Origin of the sequence: Streptomyces sp. NPDC059452, from assembly GCF_042750035.1 — a bacterium.
Taxonomy (GTDB): Bacteria; Actinomycetota; Actinomycetes; order Streptomycetales; family Streptomycetaceae; genus Streptomyces.
Map to the genome: position 1 here is coordinate 56785 of NZ_JBHYVE010000033.1, position 23002 is coordinate 79786.

At 69.9% G+C, this 23002-nt stretch carries 20 protein-coding genes; 9 read left to right on the forward strand and 11 right to left on the reverse strand.

The genetic code is table 11. From position 1 onward, the window contains the following. Positions 1-20: 20 nt before the first annotated feature. The 4 genes from ACFW9Z_RS31345 (at position 21) to ACFW9Z_RS31360 (ending at position 6118) form a co-directional block, all read left to right on the forward strand. Entirely contained in the window at positions 21-1664 is a 1644-nt protein-coding gene (locus ACFW9Z_RS31345) for a dynamin family protein (RefSeq protein ID WP_384646023.1), read from the forward strand. Next, entirely contained in the window at positions 1661-3610 is a 1950-nt protein-coding gene (locus tag ACFW9Z_RS31350) for a GTPase (protein ID WP_384646024.1), read from the forward strand. Before ACFW9Z_RS31345 ends, ACFW9Z_RS31350 begins: the two co-directional genes overlap by 4 nt. Before the next feature lie 124 nt (positions 3611-3734). Further along, positions 3735-4232: a single-stranded DNA-binding protein gene (locus ACFW9Z_RS31355; protein WP_384646026.1), complete on the forward strand. Its 498-nt coding sequence runs from the start codon at positions 3735-3737 to the stop codon at positions 4230-4232. A 416-nt stretch (positions 4233-4648) separates the two neighbouring features. After that, positions 4649-6118 carry a Cys-Gln thioester bond-forming surface protein gene (locus ACFW9Z_RS31360; protein ID WP_384646061.1) on the forward strand — a complete coding sequence of 490 codons (1470 nt, stop codon included), beginning with the start codon at positions 4649-4651 and terminating at the stop codon, positions 6116-6118. Between the two features lie 191 nt (positions 6119-6309). On the opposite strand, the gene ACFW9Z_RS31365 is transcribed toward ACFW9Z_RS31360, so the two are convergent. The 8 genes from ACFW9Z_RS31365 to ACFW9Z_RS31400 form a co-directional block, all read right to left on the reverse strand. After that, positions 6310-6900, reverse strand: a complete 591-nt coding sequence (locus tag ACFW9Z_RS31365) for a tyrosine-type recombinase/integrase (protein ID WP_384646027.1) — start codon at positions 6898-6900, stop codon at positions 6310-6312. A gap of 1 nt (position 6901) precedes the next feature. Further along, positions 6902-7573, reverse strand: a complete 672-nt coding sequence (locus ACFW9Z_RS31370; protein WP_384646029.1) for a site-specific integrase — start codon at positions 7571-7573, stop codon at positions 6902-6904. A gap of 670 nt (positions 7574-8243) precedes the next feature. Beyond that, positions 8244-8480, reverse strand: coding sequence for a helix-turn-helix domain-containing protein (locus ACFW9Z_RS31375; RefSeq protein ID WP_384646031.1), 237 nt, complete (start codon positions 8478-8480; stop codon positions 8244-8246). A 251-nt stretch (positions 8481-8731) separates the two neighbouring features. Next, a complete protein-coding gene (locus ACFW9Z_RS31380) occupies positions 8732-10396 on the reverse strand; it encodes an ATP-binding protein (RefSeq protein ID WP_384646032.1) in 1665 nt (554 codons plus the stop codon). Next, the gene (locus ACFW9Z_RS31385) at positions 10393-10995 is read right to left on the reverse strand and encodes an HNH endonuclease (RefSeq protein WP_384646034.1); all 603 of its coding nucleotides are present in this window, start codon (positions 10993-10995) and stop codon (positions 10393-10395) included. The genes ACFW9Z_RS31380 and ACFW9Z_RS31385 overlap by 4 nt, the downstream gene beginning before the upstream one ends. A 2-nt stretch (positions 10996-10997) precedes the next feature. After that, the gene (locus ACFW9Z_RS31390) at positions 10998-11789 is read right to left on the reverse strand and encodes a hypothetical protein (protein ID WP_384646036.1); all 792 of its coding nucleotides are present in this window, start codon (positions 11787-11789) and stop codon (positions 10998-11000) included. Further along, entirely contained in the window at positions 11786-12181 is a 396-nt protein-coding gene (locus ACFW9Z_RS31395; protein WP_384646038.1) for an XRE family transcriptional regulator, read from the reverse strand. Before ACFW9Z_RS31395 ends, ACFW9Z_RS31390 begins: the two co-directional genes overlap by 4 nt. Next, on the reverse strand, positions 12181-12648 hold the full coding sequence (locus ACFW9Z_RS31400; protein WP_384646039.1) for a hypothetical protein: 468 nt from the start codon (positions 12646-12648) through the stop codon (positions 12181-12183). Before ACFW9Z_RS31400 ends, ACFW9Z_RS31395 begins: the two co-directional genes overlap by 1 nt. Before the next feature lie 237 nt (positions 12649-12885). On the opposite strand from ACFW9Z_RS31400, the gene ACFW9Z_RS31405 reads away from it, so the two are divergent. Together ACFW9Z_RS31405 and ACFW9Z_RS31410 are read left to right on the forward strand one after the other, a co-directional pair. Continuing rightward, on the forward strand, positions 12886-13644 hold the full coding sequence (locus tag ACFW9Z_RS31405; RefSeq protein ID WP_384646041.1) for a GntR family transcriptional regulator: 759 nt from the start codon (positions 12886-12888) through the stop codon (positions 13642-13644). Next, entirely contained in the window at positions 13644-14201 is a 558-nt protein-coding gene (locus tag ACFW9Z_RS31410; protein ID WP_384646042.1) for an AAA family ATPase, read from the forward strand. The genes ACFW9Z_RS31405 and ACFW9Z_RS31410 overlap by 1 nt, the downstream gene beginning before the upstream one ends. 545 nt (positions 14202-14746) lie before the next feature. Here ACFW9Z_RS31410 and ACFW9Z_RS31415 read toward each other — a convergent pair. Then, positions 14747-16030, reverse strand: coding sequence for a hypothetical protein (locus ACFW9Z_RS31415; RefSeq protein ID WP_384646044.1), 1284 nt, complete (start codon positions 16028-16030; stop codon positions 14747-14749). 1893 nt (positions 16031-17923) lie between these two features. On the opposite strand from ACFW9Z_RS31415, the gene ettA reads away from it, so the two are divergent. From ettA to ACFW9Z_RS31430, 3 genes are read left to right on the forward strand one after another with little or no spacing between them, the layout of a single operon-like run. Then, entirely contained in the window at positions 17924-19588 is a 1665-nt protein-coding gene (gene ettA, locus ACFW9Z_RS31420; protein ID WP_384646047.1) for an energy-dependent translational throttle protein EttA, read from the forward strand. Positions 19589-19593: 5 nt separating this feature from the next. Further along, the gene (locus ACFW9Z_RS31425) at positions 19594-20016 is read left to right on the forward strand and encodes an acyl-CoA thioesterase (protein ID WP_384646049.1); all 423 of its coding nucleotides are present in this window, start codon (positions 19594-19596) and stop codon (positions 20014-20016) included. Beyond that, positions 20013-20726, forward strand: a complete 714-nt coding sequence (locus ACFW9Z_RS31430) for a hypothetical protein (protein WP_384646051.1) — start codon at positions 20013-20015, stop codon at positions 20724-20726. The genes ACFW9Z_RS31425 and ACFW9Z_RS31430 overlap by 4 nt, the downstream gene beginning before the upstream one ends. 114 nt (positions 20727-20840) lie before the next feature. On the opposite strand, the gene ACFW9Z_RS31435 is transcribed toward ACFW9Z_RS31430, so the two are convergent. Beyond that, entirely contained in the window at positions 20841-21869 is a 1029-nt protein-coding gene (locus ACFW9Z_RS31435) for an ABC transporter ATP-binding protein (protein WP_384646053.1), read from the reverse strand. Beyond that, the coding region (locus tag ACFW9Z_RS31440) for an FtsX-like permease family protein (RefSeq protein WP_384646056.1) at positions 21866-23002 on the reverse strand (1137 nt) is incomplete at its 5' end. The genes ACFW9Z_RS31440 and ACFW9Z_RS31435, both read right to left, overlap by 4 nt.

Sequence of the window (23002 nt, forward strand, 5' to 3'; positions counted from 1 at the left end):
ATTCTTCGCATGTGGTGACCATGGACGTACGGCCTCAGCTCATCGACGCACTTTCCGCCCTGCGCGACCGTGTCGCCGCCGTGCGTCTTCCACTCCCCCTGCCGGGGGCCGAACGCGCCCGGCAGACCAGGGTCGAACTCCTCGCCCAGCTCGACGACTACCTCCTGCCCCGCCTCAAGGACCCCGAGGCCCCGCTGCTCGCCGTGATCGGCGGGTCCACCGGAGCCGGGAAGTCCACGCTGGTCAACTCGCTCGTGGGGTGCCGGGTCAGCGAGGCCGGGGTGCTGCGGCCCACCACCCGCACCCCGGTGCTGGTCTGCCACCCCGACGACCACCACTGGTTCGCCGGCGTACGGGTGCTGCCGCAGCTCACCCGCATCTGGCTGCCGCCGGGTCAGGCCCGGGACCCGGACGGGCTCGACGACCTCGGCGCGGGCGCGGACGACGAGGGGAACGTGCTGCGGGTGGAGACCGCCGTCAGCCTCCCCCGGGGGCTCGCGATCCTCGACGCCCCCGACATCGACTCCCTCGTCGTACGCAACCGGGTCCTGGCCGCCGAACTCATCTGCGCCGCCGACGTCTGGGTCATGGTCACCACCGCCTCCCGGTACGCCGACGCGGTGCCCTGGCATCTGCTGCGTACCGCGAAGGAGTACGACGCGGCCCTCGTCACCGTCCTGGACCGGGTGCCCCACCAGGTGATCGCCGAGGTCTCCCGGCAGTACGCGGCGCTCCTGACCCGCGCCGGACTCGGGGACGTACCCCGGTTCACCATCCCCGAGCTCCCCGAGTCGGCGGGCGGCGGCAGCGGGCTGCTCCCCACCACCGCCGTCGCTCCCCTCCGCGCCTGGCTCACCCACCGGGCCCAGGACCCCGCCGCCCGGCAGCAGGCGGTGGGGCGTACCGCGTCCGGGCTCATCGAATCGCTCAACGTACGGATGCCCGAGCTGGCCTCGGCCGTCGCCAAGCAGTACGCGGCGTCCGTACGGCTCACCGGAGTGGTCGAGGACGCGTACGGCAAGGAGGCCGACCGGATTCGGCGCAGGCTCCGGAGCGGGGCGGTCCTCTCCGGGGACGCGCGCACCCGGTGGCGCGGCTACCCCCTCTACAGCGTGCCCGGCGAACTCCTCGACGCCCTGGTGGACAGCCTGATCGCCCTCCTCCTCTGCTCCGTGTCCGCCGCCGACGAGCAGATCCGTACGAAGTGGAGCCGCGAGCCCGCCGCCGGGGTGTTCCGGTTCGAGGGCGCCGTCCGGGAGGCCGGAGGGTGGGGGCCCGCCGAGGACGTGGAGGGCCGGATCGCCGTGGCCGTACGGCGGTGGCGGCGGGTCCTGGAGGAGCTGGCCGAGGAGGAGGTGCGGCAGCTCGAACGCAGCGTGGCGCCCGACCCCGAGACCGTCGCCGCCCTGCTCGCGGCGGCCCTGCTCGGCGGGCGGCGGGCCCGTACAGCGGGGGAGCAGCTCGCCGAACGCATCGGCGCCCAGGGCGCGCTGCGCCTGCGTGACAAGGGCGGCGAACTGCTGACGACCTATCTGGACCAGGTCCTCGGCGGCGAACGCGACCGCCGCCTCGCCCCGCTCGACGCGCTCGACGTCGCCCCCGAACCGCAGGCCGAACTGATCGCCGCGCTTTCCGTACTGCAGAAGGAGAGGTGGCAGCGATGACTGCCGTCACGGACGAGGACCCGGGCAACGGTACGGCGGAGTCGGCCGGGGGGCGGGAGAAGGAGGGGGCGGACGGCGGGCGCTGGGACGACGGGCTCATCGCGCGGCGGGCGGCCGCGGTGGATGCCCGTACGACGGCCGGTTCGCGCGGTGCTGACTCCCGTACGGACGCGGGTTCGGGTTCGGGTCCGGACAGGGACGACCCGGCGGACGAGGACGACGTAGGGCCCCAGGTCGACGCGTACGGCCCCTCCGGTGGCCCCCTGCCGACCCGGCTCGACGCCCTGCGCGAGCTCATCGGCCTCTCCCGCGCCCGGCTCGACCGGGACACCCTCGCCGAGGCGGGACGCGTGCTGGACGAGGCGGCGGCCCGGCAGCGGCTCTCCTCGCGGCACACGGTCGTCGCCATCGCGGGGGCCACCGGGAGCGGCAAGTCGACCCTGTTCAACGCCCTGGCCGGGGCCCCGATCTCCGACACCGGGCTGCGCCGCCCCACCACCTCCCAGCCCATCGCGTGCAGCTGGACCGACGGGGCCGCCGGGCTGCTGGACCGCCTCGCGATTCCCGGCCGCCTCCGCCGCAGGCCGCACCCGGGGCCCGCCGCCTTCGACGAGGCGTTCCAGGGGCTCGTCCTGGTCGACCTGCCCGACCACGACTCCGCCGCGACCGCCCACCGGGACCAGGTGGACCGGGTGCTGGCGCTGGTCGACGCGGTGATCTGGGTGGTCGACCCGGAGAAGTACGCCGACGCCGCCCTCCACGAGCGCTACCTGCGCCCGCTGGCCGGGCACGCGGAGGTCACCTTCGTCGTCCTCAACCAGATCGACCGGCTGCCCGGCGAGGCGGCCGACCTGGTCCTCGACGATCTGCGCCGTCTTCTGGACGAGGACGGCATGGCGCTCGGCGAGCACGGCGAGCCCGGCGCCACCGTCATGTCCCTGTCCGCGCTGACCGGCGACGGGGTGCCCGAACTGCGGGAGATGGTCGGCCGGTTCGTCCAGGACCGTACGGCGGCCACCCGCCGGCTCTCCGCCGATGTGGACGCGGCGGCGGCGCGGCTGCGGCCCGTGTACGTGGCGGAGGGGCGGCCGGGACTGGGGGAGCGGGCCCGGGAGGAGTTCACCGACCGGCTGGCCGAGGCGGTCGGGGCGGCCGCCGCGGGGCAGGCCGCCGAGCGGGAGTGGCGCCGGAACGCGGGGCGCGCCTGCGGGACGCCGTGGCTGCGGCTGTGGCGCTGGTACGAGTCCCGGGGGCTGCCGGGCAGCCTGGACCGGATGGGCCAGGCGCTCGCCCCGCCGGAGGAGGAGCTGACGGCCCGGCAGCGGGTGGAGCAGGCGGTCCGGATCGTGGCGGACGACGCGGCCGACGGGCTGCCCGCACCCTGGGCACAGGCGGTGCGCGAGGCGGCGTTCACCGGGGCGAAGGGGCTGCCGGAGGCGCTGGACGAGCTGGCGGCGAAGGCGGGGGCGGGGGGCACGACGGGCGGCTCGAAGGGTTCGGGCAGGTCTTCGTCCAAGACGTCGGGCGCGGCTTCGGGCACAGCTCCGGGCGGGGTGGCGCTCGGCGGGCGTCCGGCCAAGCCGCCCCGACCGAAGTGGTGGCCCGCCGCCGTACTGGCCCAGGTCTCCATGACGCTGCTCCAGGTCTTCGGCGGCCTGTGGCTGCTCGGCCAGATCGTGGGCGTCCTGGAGCCGGGCCTCGTCACCCCCGCCCTGATCATGCTGGCCGGAGTCGTCGGCGGGCCGCTGGTGGAGTGGTCCTGCGCGGCGGCGATCCGCGGGCCCGCCCGGCGCTACGGGCAGGACGCCGAACGCCGGCTGCGCGAGGCGGCGGCCGGGTGCGGCCGGGCCAGGGTCCTGGACCCGGTCTCGGCCGAACTCGCGCGCTACCGGGAGGTGCGCGAGCGGTACGTGGCGGTGACGGAGTTTTCCACAACCGGCCAGTAGTCCACAGGCCCCGGCGGGATCCGCTTCCGCAGTCCACCCTGAAGTCAGTGCAGGACGCACGACGCATGACATGGCAGGACGCAGGACGCAGGACAGGGCGAACGACGGAAAGCGGGGGCGGAATATGAACGAGACCATGGTGACGCTGGTGGGAAACGCCGCTACGGCGGTGGAGTTCCGCGAGACGGCCACGGGAGGAATGGCGCGCTTCCGCTTCGCCGTGACCCCGCGCCGCCGGGACCGCGAGACGCAGCTCTGGACGGACGGGCCCACCAGCTTCTACACGGTCTGGGCCTGGCGGGCGCTGGCAGCCAATCTGGCCGGTTCGGTGGCCATCGGGGAACCTCTCGTCGTGCACGGCCGGTTGAAGGTGCGCGAGGAGGAACGGGACGGCGGGCGAAGGACGTTCGTGGACGTCGAGGCGGTCGCGGTCGGCCACGATCTGAGCCGGGGGACCGCCGCGTTCCGTCGGGTGGTCCGGACCGAACCGGTGGTGACGGCACCGTCGCGCAACGGGCCTGACGGGGGGTCGGACGGCGTGCCGGGTGGGCGCCCGGACCACGGCCCGGGAGGGGGTGCGGACCTGCGCCCGGCCGTGCGGGAAAAGGTGGGGGTGTCCTGAAAGGGCTGGTAGGAAGGGTGGTCCGGCGATAACGATTCCGATTCGGAATGGTTGACCGAGGGCAGTACGGGGGACTGTGGTTCGCCCGGTCCTTAGGATTCCCAGAGCTCATGGGTCACTTGAGTCTGCTGGCGGGGCATTCCCCACACGCGCACCACGCGCGAGGGTCTCGCCCGGAGGGGAATTCTGTGTTTTCTGCGTCTTCAGTGTCCGCTTCGCCGTCCGACGCCCAGGCGGTGCCCGCCCGACGCGACAGATCCGCGACCACCGGGATGACCGGGATGACCGGGGAAGCGTCGCGCACAGGGGAGGCCGACGGACCGGGACGGACCGGAGCGGGGCTGAACGGTGCCGGGCTGAACGGTGCCGGGCGGACCGGAGCTGGGCATACCGGAGCTGGGCATACCGGGACCGGCCTGACCGGAACCGGGCTGAACAGACGCGTGCGTGCCGCTCTCCGGCCCGTCACCGCGCTGCTGCTCTCCGGTCTCGTCACGGCGGCGGCCACCCTCGCGGGGACGGGCACGGCGGTCGCCGACGAGCCGGGCCGGCACCAGGGCGGGGCCGCCGCGGTGCTCGACGGGCTGAAGACCTTCGACACCGCCGTGCTCCGCATGCCCGGGGAGAACGGCGCCCCCGACCGGACGCAGGAGCTGCCCGCCGGGCTCTTCGAGATGACCGTCGACGGCGGCGGCAAGCTCAAGACGTACTGCATCGACCTCCACAACCCCACCCAGGACCAGGCGAAGTACCTGGAGACCCCCTGGGCCGAGACCTCGCTCGGCGCCAACCGGAACGCCGGGAAGATCGGCTGGATCCTCCAGCACTCCTACCCCCAGGTCGACGACCTCGCCGCGCTCGCGAAGGCGGCGGGCACCGGGCCGCTCACCGAGCGGACGGCCGCCGCGGGCACCCAGGTCGCCATCTGGCGCTACTCGGACGACGCGGATGTCACCGCGTCGGACAAGCAGGCGGAGAAGCTCGCCGACTGGCTCCAGAAGCGCGCGCGCAACATCGCCGAGCCCCGTGCCTCCCTGACCCTGGAGCCCGCGGCGGTCTCCGGCCGGGCGGGGGACCGGCTGGGCCCGGTGACCGTCCGTACGGACGCGGACCAGGTCTCCGTGGCACCCCCGGTGGACGCGGCGGCGAGCGGCATCATGGTGACGGACGAGAAGGGGAAGCCGGTCACCTCCGCCGCCGACGGCGCCCGGCTCTACTTCGACGTGCCGGAGGGCAGCGCCGACGGCTCCGCCTCGCTGACCGTCCAGACCACCACCTCCGTACCGGTCGGCCGGGCCTTCGCCGGCACCACCCGCACCCAGACCCAGATCCTGGCCGGTTCCAGCGAGTCCACGGTCTCCGCGCGGGCCACCGCCACCTGGGCCGAGACGGGCCCCGCCCCGGCGCTCACCGCCCGGAAGAACTGCGCGGCGGGCGGCGTGGACATCACCGCGGCCAACCAGGGCGACGAGCCCTTCACCTTCGAGCTCGGCGGCTACGAGCACACCGTCGCCGCCGGAGCCACCAGGACGGTGACGATCCCGGTCGCCGAGGACCAGGCGTACGACTTCACCATCACCGGCCCCGGCGGCCTCCGGAAGAACTTCACCGGGGTGCTGGACTGCGCCACCAGCGGCAGCGTGGTCACCGCCGCCGAGGAGACCCCGCAGGCCGACGAGGCCGGGCTCGGCACCCGTAGCGCCCAACAGTCCGTTCCCGCCTCGACCGGCACCACCACCTCCGGCCTGGAGGGAGACCTCGCCGCGACCGGCGGCTCCAGCACCACCCCGATGATCGCGGCCCTCGCGATCGGCTTCCTCGTCATCGGCGGCGGCGCCCTGTTCGTCATGCGCCGCAAGGAAGCGGCCCAGCAGCACGGTGAGTGACGGCCGGTGCGCGTCCGTGACGGGCGTGCGCCGACCGATCCCCGGACGGGTTTCCGTCCGGGGATGGACGTCAGGCAAGATGGGGTGTGTCTTGCGGTCCCTGAGTACAAAAGGGCCCCTGACCAGCGGTGGGACCGCCGGGCAGGGGCCGGTTCGAGGCCGTGGGCCGGTTGTGGGCCGGTAGCGGTCCCTCAGGCCGCTTCCGGGAGCTCCAACGGGTGGATGCGCTGGAACACTGACGACACGGCCGCCCGCGCTTTCTCCTCGCTGCTTGGCAGGAGATGGGTGTAGATCCTCAGCGTGAAACCCGGGTCCGAATGCCCAAGGTAGACGCTCAGGGCCTTGATGCTCCCCCCGGCCTCCAGAACCACCGAGGCGTAGAAGTGCCGTAGCGCGTGCATCCCGTCGTCCGGGGCGGCGGCATAGCGCCGCTGCCCCGGCACCCTGGGCGGGATGACGCCCGCATGGGCGAGAGCGGGCTTCCACACGAAGTCATCGAAGTAGCTTCGCCAGATCGCCTTGCCCACACCGCTGGTGAACACCAGCTTCAACGTCACCAACGGGCCGTCCGGGGTCTTCCAGGGCAGCGTGACGGGCACGGGCGGGAACAGCTCCATGTGTTCCTGCAAGCCTGCCCCCACCACGGGGCTGAGCGGCGCGTCACGGAGCTTGCCGCGCTTGGGCGGCGCGAAGACCAGGGCCCCGCCTACGCGCTTGATTTGCTGGCGGACGTGCACCCACCCCGTGGCGAAGTCGACGTTGTCCTCGGCCAGCCCGAACACCTCACCCTGCCGCAGCCCGCAGCCCGCAGCCCCCGCCAGCGTCCACGGTGGCCTCGTAACGTCGGGGCAGCCCCGCACGAACGGCCACCACTCGCTCTTCGGGCCAGGGCACGATCAGCCGGTCTTCGGGCACCGGGGCCTTGACCGACTGGGCATGACACGGGTTCGCCGTCAGTACCTTGTCGTCCACCGCAGCGTTGAACAGTGCCGACACCGAGTCGTAAATGGCACGGCGGTACGTGCCGTTCGGCACTGCCAACTGAAGCTTGTTCAGCCACGCGCGCACGTGCTCAGGCTTGAACGACCCCATCGGACGCGTCCGCAGATAGGGCACCGCATGGAGCCGAATACGCCTGCGCACGACCTCCTGGCTGACCTGGTCACCGGTCAACCCGCCCAGGTACTTTTCGGCGTACTCCCCGAAAGTGATCAGCCCGGCTTTCGGGTCGACATAGTTGCCCGTGTCCATGTCGGCTTCGATACGCGACAGCCACTTGTCGGCCCGCCCCTTCTGGCGGTCCGGGAAGCTCTCGGACTTCTCGCTGCCATCCGGGCCGAAGTAGCGAGCCCGGTAACGCATACCGAGGCCGTGGCGGTTGGTCTTGACGCGGACAGTCTTGCCCTCCGGGGTCTTCTCTTCCTTGAACCAACGGTCTTGAACGTAGCCAGCCATGGTGAGGGCTGACTCCCTTCTCGATAGCAGGGCGCGGCAGTAGCCGGTGGTGCCCCGTGGGGCCGGTTTCGGGGTGCGCTGGGCCGGGCCCGCTAGGTGCTAGGGGCCTGGTCGGCGGGGGTTCGGGGTGCTAGCGGGGGTGCTAGACCTAGCGGCGCGGGGTGCTAGGTCTAGCGCCCCCGCTGAGGGGCTCAGGGAGGCTGAGACAGGGGGTCTCGGGTGTCTTCCTGAGGGGGTCTCGGGGGTGTTGCTGGGGGCGCCTCCCTGCCTCCCTGGAAGGGTGTTTGTGCAGGTGGGGTTGGGGAGTTGGGGTGAGGGAGGCGGTGAGGGAGTTCTCCCTGCCTCCCTGGCGGCTCCCTGCCCGCCTCCCTGGATTCCCGGGGTGCGGCAGGGGGCCGACGCCCCCTTTACCGGCCTTACCTCGCAGGTCGGGGGCCTCTACCGGGCCCTTTACCGGGGTAAAGGGCCCCCGCTACTCGCGAGGGCTCCCGGCGGGCTGTGCGGCGACCGTGGGGCGGGGGTGCCTGTGCCCCACGGGGTAGTGGGGGTGGGCTCTACCCCCGGGGTGTCAGGAGGTGTCAGGTCGGGGTGTCAGGGGGTGTGACACCCGCTCCCGCCTAGGGGTTTGGGTGTCACGCGCCCGTTGACGGTGTCGGGCGTCAGATGGGTGTCAGGCTGCGTCGGTGGTGGCCTGGTGCTCGATCCAGGCCTGGACAGCGGCGGGGTCGTAGCGGAGGTAGCGGCCGACGCGGAAGCCGGGCGGGCCGATCTGCTTGCGGCGCCAGGCGTAGACGGTCTCGACGCTCGGCAGGTTGAACATGGTGACCAGGTCTTCGGGGGTGAGGTAGCGGTCGGGGAGACCGGCCCGCAGAACGGTGCGGGGGTCGTTTCGGGGGTCGGGCGGCATGGTGATGGTGACTCCTCGTATCCGTTGGCGGTGCGTGGAGGGTGGTGTGGTGGTGCCGTCCTAGAGATATGGTGCAAATCAGCGTCCGCAGCGTTCCAGCGTCCGCACCCCTGCGTTTGTGCAGGTCAGTTGGGGTGAGGGGTGGGGACGCTAGAGCGGACGCTGCGGACGCTGGACGGCTTTAGCGTCCGCAGTGGTGGCGCGTCCGGGCCCCGGTGGTGGGGGCCCGGCCCGGAAGGGTTCCGGTCGCGTCAGTAGAGGTCAGGCCGGTAAGCCTCAGGCTCCGGCGGTGGTTCCTCCGGCCAGAGACCCGCCGGGTCGGGTTCGGAGGGTGCGGACGCTGGCACATCGTCGGGGTCGGTTCGGGTGAGGACGATGAGCTTGTGGCGGGTCCGGTCCCGGCTACGTTGCGTGTCGTCCACGGTGATCCCGACGGACCGCAGGAGCGGGGCGAGGCGCTTGACTCTTCCGGAGGCCCGGGTTGCGTCCTTGGGCCAGTCCAACGGCTTTGCCCCGTAAGGTGGTTGGACTTGTTCGAGGAGTTGGGCGGCGGTCCCGGTCCAGGTCCCGGCCTGTTCCACCAGGGTGGCCACGGCGGAGCCGAACGGGTCGCCTTCCAGGGCGTCGCTGGCGACGTTGGAGGACGCGGCCAGGTAGTCGGGCAGCGTCTGCCATCCGGTGACCTGGTCCACGGCCGCGAGGACGCGGGCGAAGTCGGCCATGCGGGGCATGGAGTCCAGACGCACCGACGGCAGCACCGCCAGGACCCCGGCCAGCAGATCCAGCAGCGCGGCCAGTACCGCGGGGCGTGCGGCCTCGAACTCGGTGTGGAGTTCTTCCTCCGAGCGGCGCCGGGTGCCGTCGATGAGCTGGAGTTCGACCATGAGGACGCGTTCGGCCAGGTCTCCGGCGAGAGCTCCGGCGTCGATGGTGGTCATGGCGAGCACGCGCCGGTAGGAGAGGACGACCACGTCGTCGTCGGTGAACAGGGCCCGGTCGACCACTCCGTCACCGGTGACGGCCTTGCACAGGGTGTCGGACAGCCAGCGGGGGATGGTGCTGATGTTGTCCAGGCACAGCGCCCACGACGTGAACGCCTGCCGGGACCACGCCTTCTCGTCCCGTGGCTGGCTCCGGCGGGCGGCCGGGGACGGGTCCACCAGGTTGATGGCCATCTGCGCGGTCATCGACTTGCCCGTGCCCTGTTCGCCCTTGCAGGTGAGGATGGGGTGGGGAATGTCCGGGAGCCAGGCCGCCGCCATCCACGCCACCAGGTGCCGGAACGCGGGCCGGTCCATGTTCAGCAGGGCGTGGAAACGGTCCAGGCCGCCCGGGGCCCTGGCGGGTTCGGGCATGGGTGCCATGGCCCCGGAGCGGCGGAAGAGCACCGGGGAGCGGTCCACCACCTCCCAGTGGTTCGGGGCGACGACGACCGCCCGCCCGTCGGCCGCACCGAGGTCCACCACGATCCGCCCGTCCGGGGTGGAGCCGACCCGCAGATGCACCGGCACCGGGTCGTCGTCCTCCGCCAGGCCCTCTAGCACCGTCATGGCGTCGGCCAGCGCCGACTGGGAGGCCACCTCCCCCTCGAAGGTGTCGGCGTACAGGCGGGCCAGCCGCTGCCGCACCCCGGTCTTGCCCCGCAGCGGGAGCGCGAGGTTCGGGCCGTCGATCGCCACCGCATAGGGGCGGGCATCGGTCGACATCACGAACCGGTACCGCTCCCGCGCCAAGGCCACCAGACGGCTAGCGGCCGACGGCTTCTTGCCCCCGTCGCCCCCCGACTTCCCGCCCGACCGGTCGGCGTTCATGCCGGGCCGATCGGTGTTCACGGGCGGTCGATCGGTCGGGGTCTCGGGGCCGACCGTCGGGGCCGGTCGGGGGTGGCCGTTCACGTGGTTCAGGTCGGTGTTCACGCGCCCACCCCTCGATCGGTCGCAGGTTCACAGGTGTTCAGCCGGGCAGTACGGCGGAGGTGGGCGAGCCTGCCTACCCGCACCGCACGGCGATCCGGTACGTGACGTTTTGTCTGGTCAGGGGTAGACCGTTCACCGACCACCCGGGCGTGAACAAGCCGGGCCAGCAACAGCCAGTCGACCTCCCCCGGACCGAACGCGATCGAGGCCGGTCGGCCCGACTCGCCGGGGTCCGTGAACACGATCGAGTCGGCCATGAACACCGATCGGTCGGGCATGAACTCCGGGCCAGTCGGGTCGGTGTGACGGGGGGCGTGACGCGACTCGTCACGCACGTCGGAGCCGTACGTCCAGACGATCAGCAGCGCCATCGACAGCGGGAGCCGGTCGGCCTTGGTCTGGTTGCAGGGTCGGCAGGCGAGCACGAGCGCCCCGGCCGACCACGTCCGCAGCAACGACACGGGCACGACGTGATCGAGGGTCGCCTCGCGGAGACCGGCGAACGAGCGGCGGCAGTAGGCGCAGCGGGCGCCGTCGCGGGCGGCGAGCTGGCGTTTGCGCTGTCGGCGTCGGGGGGCGTTGAGGTGGCGGTGGCTCATGGTCACCACTCCGCCCGCATGGAGCGCAGCCGCATCCCGTCCGGGCCCGCCGGCGGGGTCAGGCCGATGAGGTGTCCGCCGGTGTCGGGGCGGACGATCAGCGGCAGTGGCTGTGCCTTGGGGCTGACGGCGCGCAGGAGGTCGAAGCAGAAGCGGCGGCGGTGGTAGTCCGGCAGCGCCTGCTTGTACAGCCACTCCGCATCGCGCTGCCGGTCGGTCGCCGGGCCGCCGAGTTCGGCCGCCATGAACGCACCCAGCCGGATCAGCGTCTCGGTCGGCACGGCCGTCATCCCCTCGTGCAGGGCGCGGGAGACCATCAGGGACCGACGTGGGAGCTGGTGGAACTCGGCCTGGCGGTAGCGGTGCAGGGACGACAGGTACAGGGCCACCCCCGCTTCGCCCAGGCTCATCGAGCGGGAGCGGGCCCCCTCGTACCAGAAGGAGACCACCAGCCGGTAGGCGAAGCGGCGGCAGGCCGCCACCTCGGGGAACTCGTCCTCCGGCAGTCCCGCGAACACCCCGGAGGCTTCCGCGATCCCTGCCGGTCCGAGGGCCGCGACAGCGGTCTTCAGGGTGGCGTACAGGGCGTCCGTGGACGGCACTGGGTGGGCGCCTTCGTCGGCCAGCAGCTCGAACAGGGCGGCGGCCGTCTCGTTCATGTCGAGTTCCAGGCCCCCGACGGGGACCGTGGGGAAGTCCTCCCCGCCCCGCCGCCGGTCGTGTTCGGCCAGGCAGAACACCGGAGCGGCCGGGGGCGTCACCTGCCCGTACAGGGCATCCAGAGCCGTGCTCATGCCGACACCTCCCCGGCACTGGCCGTGGTGAGGGTCAGGGACTCCACCAGGCGTTCCAGGTCGCTGATCCGCTCCCGGAGCGTCTTCACCGACGCCTCCCCCGACAGCCGGTCGAACCCCAGCTCCCCGGCGGTAGCCCGGTAGACCGTGCACAGCAGCAGCCGGTAGGACTCGTTGGGCCGCCTGCGGCCGTGCTCCCAGCACGAGAGCTGCACCTTCAGCGACGGCTCGGAAGCCACCTGCCAGCCCCACGAGCGGGCCAGCAGGATCAGCGCGCGGACCGTCTTCTCCTGAGACCAGCCCCGGGCCACCCGGGCCTGACCCAACGGGGTATCCGCCGACCGGAGCTGATACGGCTGCTCGGGGCGCACGGTGGTTGCGATGGTCGTCATTACCAGGTCTCGCAATCAGCCATGCTGAGCGCTTCCAGAACCTGCCCCACCGGGCCACCGCAGAGCCTGCGGGACCCCTCGGGCTCCGCCACACCGAACGCCCGGGTCACCGCCACAGCGACAGCACGCACGAACCGCACGATGTTCGGGTCGCCCGCGTCGCCCGGCTTCGGCTCGCCCCGCAGAGCCGCCATCGCCCGACGGCTGTAGGACTCCATCGTGTCCAGGGTCGTGTTCAGCACCGCGTACTGAAGCGACTCCCGCACCACCGCGTCATCACCCAGCTCACCCCAGGTCAGCTCACCCTCGAACGTCAGCAGACCCAGCAGATCCGCGAACGACAAATGCGCCGACACCCGCACCGCAACCCGAACCGTCGAATCCCCCGGCTCCGGCCCCCCGAACACCTCAATGTTGCTCGCCAACTGCCCGGCGGTTACGCGATCCGCCTCAATGACAGGCATCATGGAACTACCCCTTCACGGGTTAGGGGAGCGGCGTTCTGCTTGGCGGTAGGGAGCCGCCCCCTGCGAGAGCCCTGGCCTTCTGGCCAGGGCTTTCTTCCTCTCAGCACCAGCATGCAGCGCTGCTGCGCCTTCCGATCTGAGCGACCGGCGGGCACATCCCTAAGGTTCCCTAGGGCACCCTAGGGTGTCAAGCGGTACGCTAGGGAACGCACCAAACGAGGATGAGGAGCTGACGAAATGCCGGAGCAGGCCGGGCACCGGGCACCGTACGCGCGGATTGCCGCCCACTACTCGGAACTGATCACGTCAGGGCAGCTTCGTCCGGGCGAACTTCTACCCAGCATCAAGGCCTTGGCGCAGGAGTGGGGCGTCAGCACCGCCACAGCAGAGAAGGCGTTGCGGCAGCTTCGCGGCGAAGGGCTCGTACGGGGTATTCACGGCATCGGCACCGAGGTGATCGACCGGCCCACGCCCATGTCCTCAGGTTCTCAACGGCAGGACCGTGGCCACCGCAGCGGTTCGAGCTGGGGGGCGGGTGAGCGGTCCGACTCGCACGAGGCGTCGGTAGTCTCGGCGCCAGCCGACGTGGCCGCAGCCCTGGACATCACGCCGGGGTCAGACGTGATCCGGCGACGCCGTGTGTACCGGGACCGCCGGGGCATCGTGGCGCACTCGACATCGTGGATTCCCGCCAAGTACGGGGAGCTTGTGCCGCAACTGGCCGAGAGTGCTCGTCTCACTGGGGGCACGTCCTTGCAGCTCATCGCCCAGGCGACCGGCCAGCCGATCACGCGCCGGATCGACAGCGCCTCAGCTCGCCTGCTGGAACCCGCAGACGCCAAGCTCCTGGAGCTGGACCCTGCGCACCTGCCGGTAAAGCCCGTGGTCGTCATGACCGCGAAGTTCATCGACAGCACCGGCCAGGTAGTTGAGTACGGAGTGGACCTCGGCGGGCCCGGCCGGACCTGGCTTACAGAGTCGGAGGTGGGGCAGTGATGGCAGCTTCGGGCGAGGGGCCGTTCTGTGTCCTGATGGCGGGACTTCCCGGGTCGGGGAAAACGACGCTGTCGCGTGCCCTTACGGCCCGGGGCTTCGTCCGGCTGTGCCCTGACGAAGAGATGTTCCGCCGCCACGGCGTATACGGAGTCGACTTTCCTCGGGGCATCTTCCCGAAGCTGGAACGCCCCGTGCTGGAGAAGATCGCCGTAGAACTCGGTGAACAGCTTCGCGCAGGGCATAACGTCGTTGTTGATCACGGCTTCTGGACGCCGGAGGACCGTACTCGCTGGCGTACGGTCGCTGCGGACGCTGGCGGTCGATCGATACTCGTTTACATGGAAGCGAGCCACGAAGAACTGTGGGCGCGGGTAAGCGAGCGGAACGCACGGCATGAGGATGACCCAAACTCGATCTTCTTCTCCGAAAGTGACCTGGCTCGGTACCGGACCAGGTTCGTTCCGCCGCAGGTTGATGAGCCACACATCGTCTACGACGGCGCCCCTGAGTGTGTGCTGAGAGCACTCGAAACGGCAGGAATGAAATCCGGCTGCTAGGTGCTAGTTCGCAGGTGAGAAGCACTTTGGGGTGCTAGCGCCCCTGCTAGACCTAGCACGGGGTGCTGCTAGGTCTAGCAGGGGTTCCGCGCCTCCCGTGGCACCTTTCGGGGGAGATAGAGCGAGCGGCAAGCCGCACAATCCCCTGGCAGCTCGCTACGCGAGCGCGCGCACCCCGCCGGCCGACTCGGCGCCGTGCCGCGGTGCGGTGCGGGCCCGGCGGAACGGGGACCTGTCCGAGGGCCGGAGTTCTGCGTCACCGCGTCACCCGACCCACCCGACCTGTAGTTTCAGGGTGACGCAGAGGGCCGGGGGTGCGTCATCGGTGACGCAGGGCCGCGTCATGAGGTGGTGCAGACGACTTCGGCGCACCAGAACCGGTTGGTTTCTCCGCCTGGCCCGCAGGCGGGACACCTAGAGATAAGCCCCCCCCCACGCGGTTGCCCCGTTCGACAACCTCCCCCGACCCTACACCTCGCATTCCTAATCCGATGATTCGTTCCATGGCGAAGTTCGACAGACAAGAAAAACGACTTCCCTGCCAACTATCCTTGATTATCAATAACCGCTTCGATGGCAAGGAGTCGGGCAAGCTGAATGTCCTTACCGAGGAGACCTGCCTCTTTGCTGCGAGGCAGAAGGACTGACGATTCGGCATACCTGGGATTATCCTTGGCGTGGACAATTCGATTTCGTAGCGCGTAGATACGCCTGGCAACCTGCACAGCCAGCGACTCACTTGTCGATTTCAAGTTGATGAATGGAATTCTCAACTCGGCACCCCCTTTGGAGAAGTGCCTCAAGTTTTCATCTGACGACACAAATGCATGCAACACGTCACCCCTGACGCATTCGGAAACCAGGGTCTTAAGCTGATCCTCTTCGTTAGCATTCTTATTGCGCTCAATGGAATTTAGGACGCGAAGCACCGAGGCGTCACTCTTGTCATCAAAACTCAAAGCCCTAAGTTCGCGCCGGATTGCCTTCAATCCTCCTCGACTCGCAGCGTGAGGGAGGTAGTACTCCAGCGCCTGATAATAGGCGAGGAACATAAACGGAGGGTTATCAGCGGCCTCGCCAGCGAACGAGAAGAGGGCGGACACCTCTCGCGGAACACTGACCTTAGGAAATCTGACCGCAGGTGGACTGGGCGTCCTTGAGGCCGGAATTCTAATCAAGCGTCGGACTCGGGGGATCGTAGTGATGTGAATGCCATGCGCGGCATCCAACTCAAACAGTAGGCGGTCGACAAGGTCGCGAGCCTCTTCGAATGTTAGATTCTTCCCCTCACGGCTATTTCTGTACACTTTTACGGTATGAGCGCGGCGGCGCCTAATTCGACCAGTCACGTGGATGCTGTACAGAAATCCCGCGAGCGGAGTCCCTGGGGAAAGTTCAATGCAGGCTTCCGAGTTCTCGCCGGTCAGATGAAAAGAGTACCCTTCCTCGCTTTCCTCGAATTCGTGATCACACCCCTTTTCTGGTGCACTCCAGCGGTAACGGGAAGCAGGGCGCCGGTCGGATCGGACGGCAAACTCGAAAGTATCGCTCACGCTGTCGAAGACGGCCGAAAGGTCTTCATCTTCCAGAATTCCAGCCTTCAGCGAGTTCGCAATTTCCGATACGTTGCAGAGGTCAGTGACATTATGAAAAGGTTCTTGATTAGCCGCTTTGATGAAGTTAAGTGAATCTCCATTCTTCTCGTAAAATTTGAAACCGTGACCTTCGATCTCTTTGATTGCGGCGGTGACATCGCCCGCTAGATCTTCTGCTTCCGGCTGGTCTTCCAGCCCGTCGAGGTGAAACTCTCCAACAATGCCATCGCTCATGATCCGCCCCCTGCTATCTGGTTGGAAATCAGTATGCAGCCTGTAGTGACGTTCTGTGGGCAAACCGAGCAGTTCTTGTAAGTTCGTTGAGCGCTGGAGGCGCTGGGCTGGAGGGCTTAGCCTTGGGCGTCCAACCTGCGGGCCGCCCAGGCGGTGGAGCCAACCGGGTCTGGTGGGCCGATGTCGTCCGTCTGGTGGGCGGTCCTTTCAGCTCTTCCTTCTTAACCCGCGTTCACCCCATGGCGGTACTGAACCGCCACGCAACCAGCCCCGGCACAAATCTGAGCCCATGACCTGCGGTGTGGCGACGTGGTGGACCCTGACAGGAGAAGAGCGAGCGAGCCCCCGCCGGCCAACTCGGGGCAGCATGAAGCGGTGCAGGCCCGGCGGTGTGGAACCTGTCTGAGGGCCGGACTTCTGCGTCACCGCGTCACCTGCGTCATCCGACCTGCCTGACCTGTGGTTTCAGGGTGACGCAGGTGACGCAGGTGACGCGGGATTCAAGCTCTGCGTCACCCCCCTTTTCCGCAGCTCAAAGCCCCTTTCGCCCCGCCAGGGTGACGCGGTGACGCAGACCTCCCTTGCTTAGGAAAAGAGGGGAGGTCTTTGTAGTGCTACAAGAAGGTGGTGGCTGTGCCAGCAAGAGGAGCACCCCGGGCCGCTCCGACGGGGGTGCTCCTCTTGCTTGTGAGCGGGAAACGGAATCCCCACGGTCGGAGAGAACCGCGCGCCGGAGCAGAGGTCAGCGTCCGTACCTCTCCACCTTAAGAGCCGTCTTGACCTGCGGTGATGCTCTTAAGAGGAGCGGGGATTGCGGACGCTGCGGACGCTAGCGGACGCTCAACAGTTTGTTTAGCGTCCGCACTGTTCCCGCAGGTCAGACGCCCTTCCCGACCCCTTGCGGACGCTGCGGACGCTGTCTTACACCAAATCTCTAGGATGGGTTAAAGGGAGAGGCAACCGGAACCGCTCTTCCGGTTGCCGCGCGAGATGGGGAGGGAGGCACACCCACCCCCGGAAGACCGCTTCCCCAGGGGTCCCAGAGGGGCACCTCCCCCGTCTCCCCGGCCTCCCCAAAAGCCGATCTGTGCAGGTCAGCCCCGGGGAAGCACGCTGGGGAGGCGGTTGGGGAGAACTCCCCACCTCCGCGCTGCCTCCCCAATCGCCTCCCCAGCGCGCACACCTGCCTGACGAGCCTTCCAAGAGGCCACGCAGGAGGGCGCCGGGAGCTCTCAGCACCCCCGCCCCGCCTCCCCCCTTGGAAGGCTCTTCAGAGGCAGTGCCCCCCCCGCGCCTGACGGAAGAGACCACGGCCCCCGGCCCGGGGTGGTCTCTTCATCCTCGGACCCACACCGCGCCACGCCGCTCCGGTCGGCCAGCGGGGTGCGCGCGCTCGCGGAGCGAGCTGCCAAGAGATTGCGCGGCTTGCCGCTCGCTCTATCCCTCCCCCACAGCGCCGCAGGGGCCGCTACCGGCAGCGGCCCCTCAGCTTGTCGCTTGTCTTGTTGCCCGCAACCAGCCTTCCCTGCCCAGCGGCCACCAGGCCCCGTCTGACCTGCACCACGACAAGCGACAAGACAAGCGACAAGCGACAAGCCGTAGCCCACGGCCGGGCCGTCCGAGAGCGGAAGACGTAGGCCCACGGGAAGGCTGAGGCCCTTAGAATGGCCAGCTCAGCAGGTGGATCGGAGGCTGGCTCTGGGCCGGTTGTGGGCCGGTAAGCGTTGACCAACGACGACAGATGACGACGGTCAGCGACGGGTGAAGAGCCTAAGCAAGAGGGTTCCGCCGCTGGTCAGGGGTGGTTGGCCATACGGGTTACCACCCAGGGATGGACGTCAGGCAAGATGGGGTGTATCTGCCCACACCTCTATTGCTGCCGGACGGTTTCTCTTGGCTGAGTACATCTACACCATGCGCAAGACGCGCAAGGCGCACGGCGACAAGGTGATCCTTGACGACGTCACCTTGAACTTCCTGCCCGGTGCCAAGATTGGTGTCGTGGGGCCCAACGGCGCCGGTAAGTCCACGGTGCTGAAGATCATGGCGGGCCTGGAGCAGCCGTCCAACGGCGATGCGTTCCTGTCGCCGGGGTTCAGTGTCGGCATCCTCATGCAGGAGCCGAAGCTGGACGAGGAGAAGACGGTCCTGGAGAACGTCCAGGACGGCGCTGCCGAGATCATGGGCAAGCTCAAGCGCTTCAACGAGGTCGCCGAGCTGATGGCGACCGACTACTCCGACGCGCTGATGGAGGAGATGGGCAAGCTCCAGGAGGACCTGGACCACGCCAACGCGTGGGACCTGGACGCCCAGCTGGAGCAGGCCATGGACGCCCTGGGCTGCCCGCCCGGCGACTGGCCGGTCACCAACCTCTCCGGTGGCGAGAAGCGCCGGGTGGCGCTCTGCAAGCTCCTCATCGAGGCCCCGGACCTGCTCCTCCTCGACGAGCCCACCAACCACCTCGACGCCGAGTCGGTGAACTGGCTGGAGCAGCACCTCTCGAAGTACTCGGGTGCCGTCGTCGCCGTCACCCACGACCGGTACTTCCTGAACAACGTCGCCGAGTGGATCCTTGAGCTCGACCGCGGCCGCGCGATCCCCTACGAGGGCAACTACTCCACGTACCTCGACAAGAAGGCCACCCGCCTCAAGGTCGAGGGCCGCAAGGACGAGAAGCGGCAGAAGCGGCTCAAGGAAGAGCTGGAGTGGGTGCGGTCGAACGCCAAGGGGCGTCAGACCAAGTCCAAGGCCCGTCTCGCCCGGTACGAGGAGATGGCGGCCGAGGCCGACAAGATGCGCAAGCTGGACTTCGAGGAGATCCAGATTCCGCCGGGCCCGCGCCTCGGTTCCATCGTCGTCGAGGTCGAGAACCTCTCGAAGGCCTTCGGCGACAAGGTCCTCATCGACGACCTGTCCTTCACCCTGCCCCGTAACGGCATCGTCGGCATCATCGGTCCGAACGGCGCGGGCAAGACCACGCTGTTCAAGATGATCCAGGGCCTGGAGACGCCGGACAGCGGCTCGATCAAGATCGGTGACACGGTCAAGATCTCCTACGTCGACCAGTCCCGCGCCAACATCGACCCGAAGAAGACCCTCTGGGCCGTCGTCTCGGACGAGCTGGACTACATCAACGTCGGCCAGGTCGAGATGCCCTCGCGGGCGTATGTCTCCGCGTTCGGCTTCAAGGGCCCGGACCAGCAGAAGCCGGCCGGTGTCCTCTCCGGTGGTGAGCGCAACCGCCTCAACCTGGCGCTGACGCTCAAGGAGGGCGGCAACCTGCTGCTCCTCGACGAGCCCACCAACGACCTCGACGTGGAGACCCTGTCCTCGCTGGAGAACGCGCTGCTGGAGTTCCCGGGTGCGGCCGTGGTCATCTCCCACGACCGCTGGTTCCTGGACCGCGTGGCCACGCACATCCTCGCCTACGAGGGTGAGTCCAAGTGGTACTGGTTCGAGGGCAACTTCGAGTCGTACGAGAAGAACAAGGTGGAGCGTCTGGGTGCGGACGCGGCCCGCCCGCACCGCGCCACGTACAAGAAGCTCACGCGAGGCTGATCGTCTTGGCTCGTCACATCTACAGCTGCCCTCTGCGCTGGTCGGACATGGATGCCTTCGGCCACGTCAACAACGTGGTCTTCCTCCGCTATCTGGAGGAGGCGCGCATCGACTTCATGTTCCGGCTGGCGCCGGGGGACGGCTCGCCGTCGTTCTCGGGCGGGTCCGTCGTGGCCCGGCACGAGATCGACTACGTACGGCCGCTGGTGCACCGGCACGAGCCGGTCACCGTCGAGTCGTGGGTCACGAAGATAGGCGCCGCGTCGCTGACGATCGCCTATGAGATCAAGGACCCCGAGCAGGTGTACGTACGGGCCTCGACCGTCGTCGTGCCGTACAACCTGGAGGCCGAGAGGCCCCGGCGGATCTCCGCCGAGGAGAAGCTCTTCCTCCAGGAGTACCTGGCAGAGGAGCCCGCCGCGGCATGACCGTGCCTGTGCAGTCGCTGCTGTTCGCCGACCCGAGGGAGGCGGCGGATCTCGCCGCCTTCCTCGGCCGGCTGCTCCACTACGACCGGGCCGCCGCGGTCCGGTTGCAGGCGGGCGGCGGCGACGCACTGGCCGTGTTCGGCCGCCCGCCCTCCTTCGAGGTCCTCGCGGTCCGTACGGCCCGCCTGGCCCGCCCCGAGACGCTCGACGTCACGGTGTCGGCGGGGGAGCTGCTGGAGTCCCTCGATGTTTCCGGGGAAGGCCCCGTTGGGCGGCGGTGCGGTGCGTTGCCCGCGCCCGTCACCGGGCCGCCCTGGACCGGGGTCCTGCCGCCCCGGGGGCCCTGGCGGGAACAGGCCGGGCTGCCCCGGCCGGAGGCCCTGCGTGCGGCCCTGGACGCGGCCGTCGCCGAGTTCCGTACGCGGGACGAGGCGCTGCCCGAAGAGCTGCGCACCCGCGCCGAACGCGACCGTATCGGCCGGGAGATCTGGTCCCGGCCCGTCGGCGCCACCGAACTGCCGCTGCGCGCGGTCCACGCCGCCCAGTCCCTCGGCTTCCTGCGCGCCGACCCCGCCTTCCCCGTATCGCTGTTCGCCTCGGGCGCCTGGCTGCGGCTGCGGACCCCGTTCGGCTCGGTCGCCCTGCGCCGCGACCCGGCCGGCGGCCTGGGCGGACCCGGCGGGCTGAACCTCTCGGTCGGGCGCGGCTGAGCTTGTCGGTCGGGCGTGGCTCAGCCTGTCGGTCGGGCGCGGCTGAGCCGTCGGAACCGCCCGCGGCGCGTTGAGCCCGTCGGTCCGTGGGGCGCTGCGGTGCCGGACCGGCGGTTACTTCTCTAGCTCCCCGTCCGCCTTCTTCTCCTGGGCGTTCTCCGCCGCCCCGTGCGCGTCCGGCCACACCCCGATGTGGTCCTGCTCCAGCTCCAGCAGCACCCGGTGTTCCATGCCCAGCGCCTGCGTGTAGTCCGCCGGCAACTGGAGCCGCCCCGCCCGGTCGAGCATCGCGTACTCCCGGGCCACCTGCGACTCCTGGCCCGTCGCCTCGTCCACCTCCGTGCGGCGCAGCACCTCGGAGGACGTACGGCCGTCGCGGATCGCGACCGTACGGCGTACCTCGTTCGCCACCGCCTGGTCATGGGTGACGATCACGATCGAGGTGCCCAGCTCCTCGTTGGCGCGCCGGAACGCGGCGAAGACCTGCTCCCCGGTGGCCGAGTCCAGCTCACCGGTCGGCTCGTCGGCGAGCAGGACGGACGGGGAGTTGGCGAGCGCCACCGCGATGGCCACCCGCTGCTGCTGCCCGCCGGACAGCTGCTCGGGCCGCCGGTCGCGGCAGTCCGCGATGTCCAGCATGGCGAGCAACGACTCGGCGCGGGCGGCCCGTTCGCGCTTGCTGCCGCCGCCGCGCAACTGCATGGGCAGGGTGACGTTCTGGATCGCGGTGAGGTACGGGAGCAGGTTGCGGGCGGTCTGCTGCCAGACGAACCCGACCACGTCCCGGCGGTAGCGCAGCCGCTCCTTCGGGCCCATCGACAGCAGATCGCACCCCGCGACCTTCGCCGATCCGGCCGTCGGCACGTCCAGGCCCGCCAGGATGTTCATCAGCGTCGACTTGCCGCTGCCCGACGCCCCCACCAGAGCCATCAACTCGCCCTCGGTGACCAGCAGATCGAGGCCCTGGAGGGCCTGCACCTCCACCCCGTCCGTGGTGAAGATCCGTACCACCCGGTCGCAGGCGATCAGCGCGTCGTGCCCGTACGAGGGGCGGTCCCGCCGGGCCGCTGCCCGCCGCTCCAGCTCCGCCAGCGTCGTTTCGGCCCCGCGGGCCGTGCCTGCCGTCTCGGTGGACGAGGTCATCGGGAGTCTCCTGCCCTGAGTTCGGTGATCGATCCGCGGCGGCTCGCCCACCACGCCTGGACGCCCGCGACCGTGGCGGCGAGCGTGACGACCCCCACGGCCGGGAGCCCCAGCGACCAGAGGTCGGTGCGGAGCGGCACGGGGCTCGTGTCCGATCCGGCGACGCCCGCGAGCGCCAGCGGGACCAGGTCGACGCCGGGGGAGAGCAGGGCGATCGTCGCCCAGCCGGTGAACAGGCCGCCCACCGCGGCCAGCAGCGCCTGCGGGGTGGCCTCGAAGGCCAGCAGCCGCCTGCCCTGCCCGCTGGTGAGCCCCATCGTGCGCAGCCGGGCCAGCAGCGTCCTGCGCTCCGGCGCGGTCTGGAACAGCGACAGCGCCATGGCCAGCAGCGCGTATCCGGCGCCCGCCGCGACGGCCGCGAGGTAGATCCGCTCGGCCCCCGCCTGCATCGGGGTGTCCACGTACCGCTCGCGCTCCTCGGAACGCAGCTGTACGACGTACTCCTTGCCGCTCTCGCCGACCGCGGCCCGCAGCTTCCCGGGGTCCGGTGTGCCGGTGAGGAGGAGGGTGGTGGGCTCTCCGTGTTCGAGGGAGGCGGAGTTGACGATCAGGAAGCTGGTGTGGGAAACCGAGGCGGCGCTCGACACGGTCCCCACGATCTGCACCGTGAAGTGCCCGGAGAGCGTCTTGACCGCGCGTGGCTCCTTGCCCAGCCGGGCCGCGACCGCCGGGGAGGCGATGGCGGGCAGGACGCGTTCGGGATCGGGTTCCGCGTCCTTCGGCAGCGGGGCCGAGGGGCCGGTGGCCTTCAGCAGGTCGGCCGGGAAGTCCGGCTGCCCGGTCGCGCGGGCCAGCCGGGCGTACGAGGCGGGGGCGACGCCCACCAGGGCCGCGACGGCGGCGTTGCCCTTCCCCGTCCCGTCTTCGCCCATGTCGCCCGCCCCGTCGCCCGTCGCGTTCGGCACGGTCACGTTGTAATCGATCCGTACCGGCGCCACGCTCTCCACGCCGTCCAGGCCGCTCACCGTACGGACCAGCTCGTCGGGCAGCGCCGCCCGCTCGCTCAGGCCCCTGACCCGGGCGTCCGCCCCGACGGCCGCGAGCGCCGCGTCGTCCCGGGCGTCCCCGATTCC

Coding starts and splice junctions, on each gene's coding strand:
- ACFW9Z_RS31410 (WP_384646042.1), top strand. CDS start 13,644: ATGGCAGCTTCGGGCGAGGGGCCGTTCTGTGTCCTGATGGCGGGACTT.
- ACFW9Z_RS31405 (WP_384646041.1), top strand. CDS start 12,886: ATGCCGGAGCAGGCCGGGCACCGGGCACCGTACGCGCGGATTGCCGCC.
- ACFW9Z_RS31390 (WP_384646036.1), bottom strand. CDS start 11,789: ATGAGCACGGCTCTGGATGCCCTGTACGGGCAGGTGACGCCCCCGGCC.
- ACFW9Z_RS31430 (WP_384646051.1), top strand. CDS start 20,013: ATGACCGTGCCTGTGCAGTCGCTGCTGTTCGCCGACCCGAGGGAGGCG.
- ACFW9Z_RS31395 (WP_384646038.1), bottom strand. CDS start 12,181: ATGACGACCATCGCAACCACCGTGCGCCCCGAGCAGCCGTATCAGCTC.
- ACFW9Z_RS31415 (WP_384646044.1), bottom strand. CDS start 16,030: ATGAGCGATGGCATTGTTGGAGAGTTTCACCTCGACGGGCTGGAAGAC.
- ACFW9Z_RS31385 (WP_384646034.1), bottom strand. CDS start 10,995: ATGAGCCACCGCCACCTCAACGCCCCCCGACGCCGACAGCGCAAACGC.
- ACFW9Z_RS31400 (WP_384646039.1), bottom strand. CDS start 12,648: ATGATGCCTGTCATTGAGGCGGATCGCGTAACCGCCGGGCAGTTGGCG.
- ACFW9Z_RS31345 (WP_384646023.1), top strand. CDS start 21: ATGGACGTACGGCCTCAGCTCATCGACGCACTTTCCGCCCTGCGCGAC.
- ACFW9Z_RS31435 (WP_384646053.1), bottom strand. CDS start 21,869: ATGACCTCGTCCACCGAGACGGCAGGCACGGCCCGCGGGGCCGAAACG.
- ACFW9Z_RS31355 (WP_384646026.1), top strand. CDS start 3,735: ATGAACGAGACCATGGTGACGCTGGTGGGAAACGCCGCTACGGCGGTG.
- ACFW9Z_RS31350 (WP_384646024.1), top strand. CDS start 1,661: ATGACTGCCGTCACGGACGAGGACCCGGGCAACGGTACGGCGGAGTCG.
- ACFW9Z_RS31370 (WP_384646029.1), bottom strand. CDS start 7,573: ATGGCTGGCTACGTTCAAGACCGTTGGTTCAAGGAAGAGAAGACCCCG.
- ACFW9Z_RS31375 (WP_384646031.1), bottom strand. CDS start 8,480: ATGCCGCCCGACCCCCGAAACGACCCCCGCACCGTTCTGCGGGCCGGT.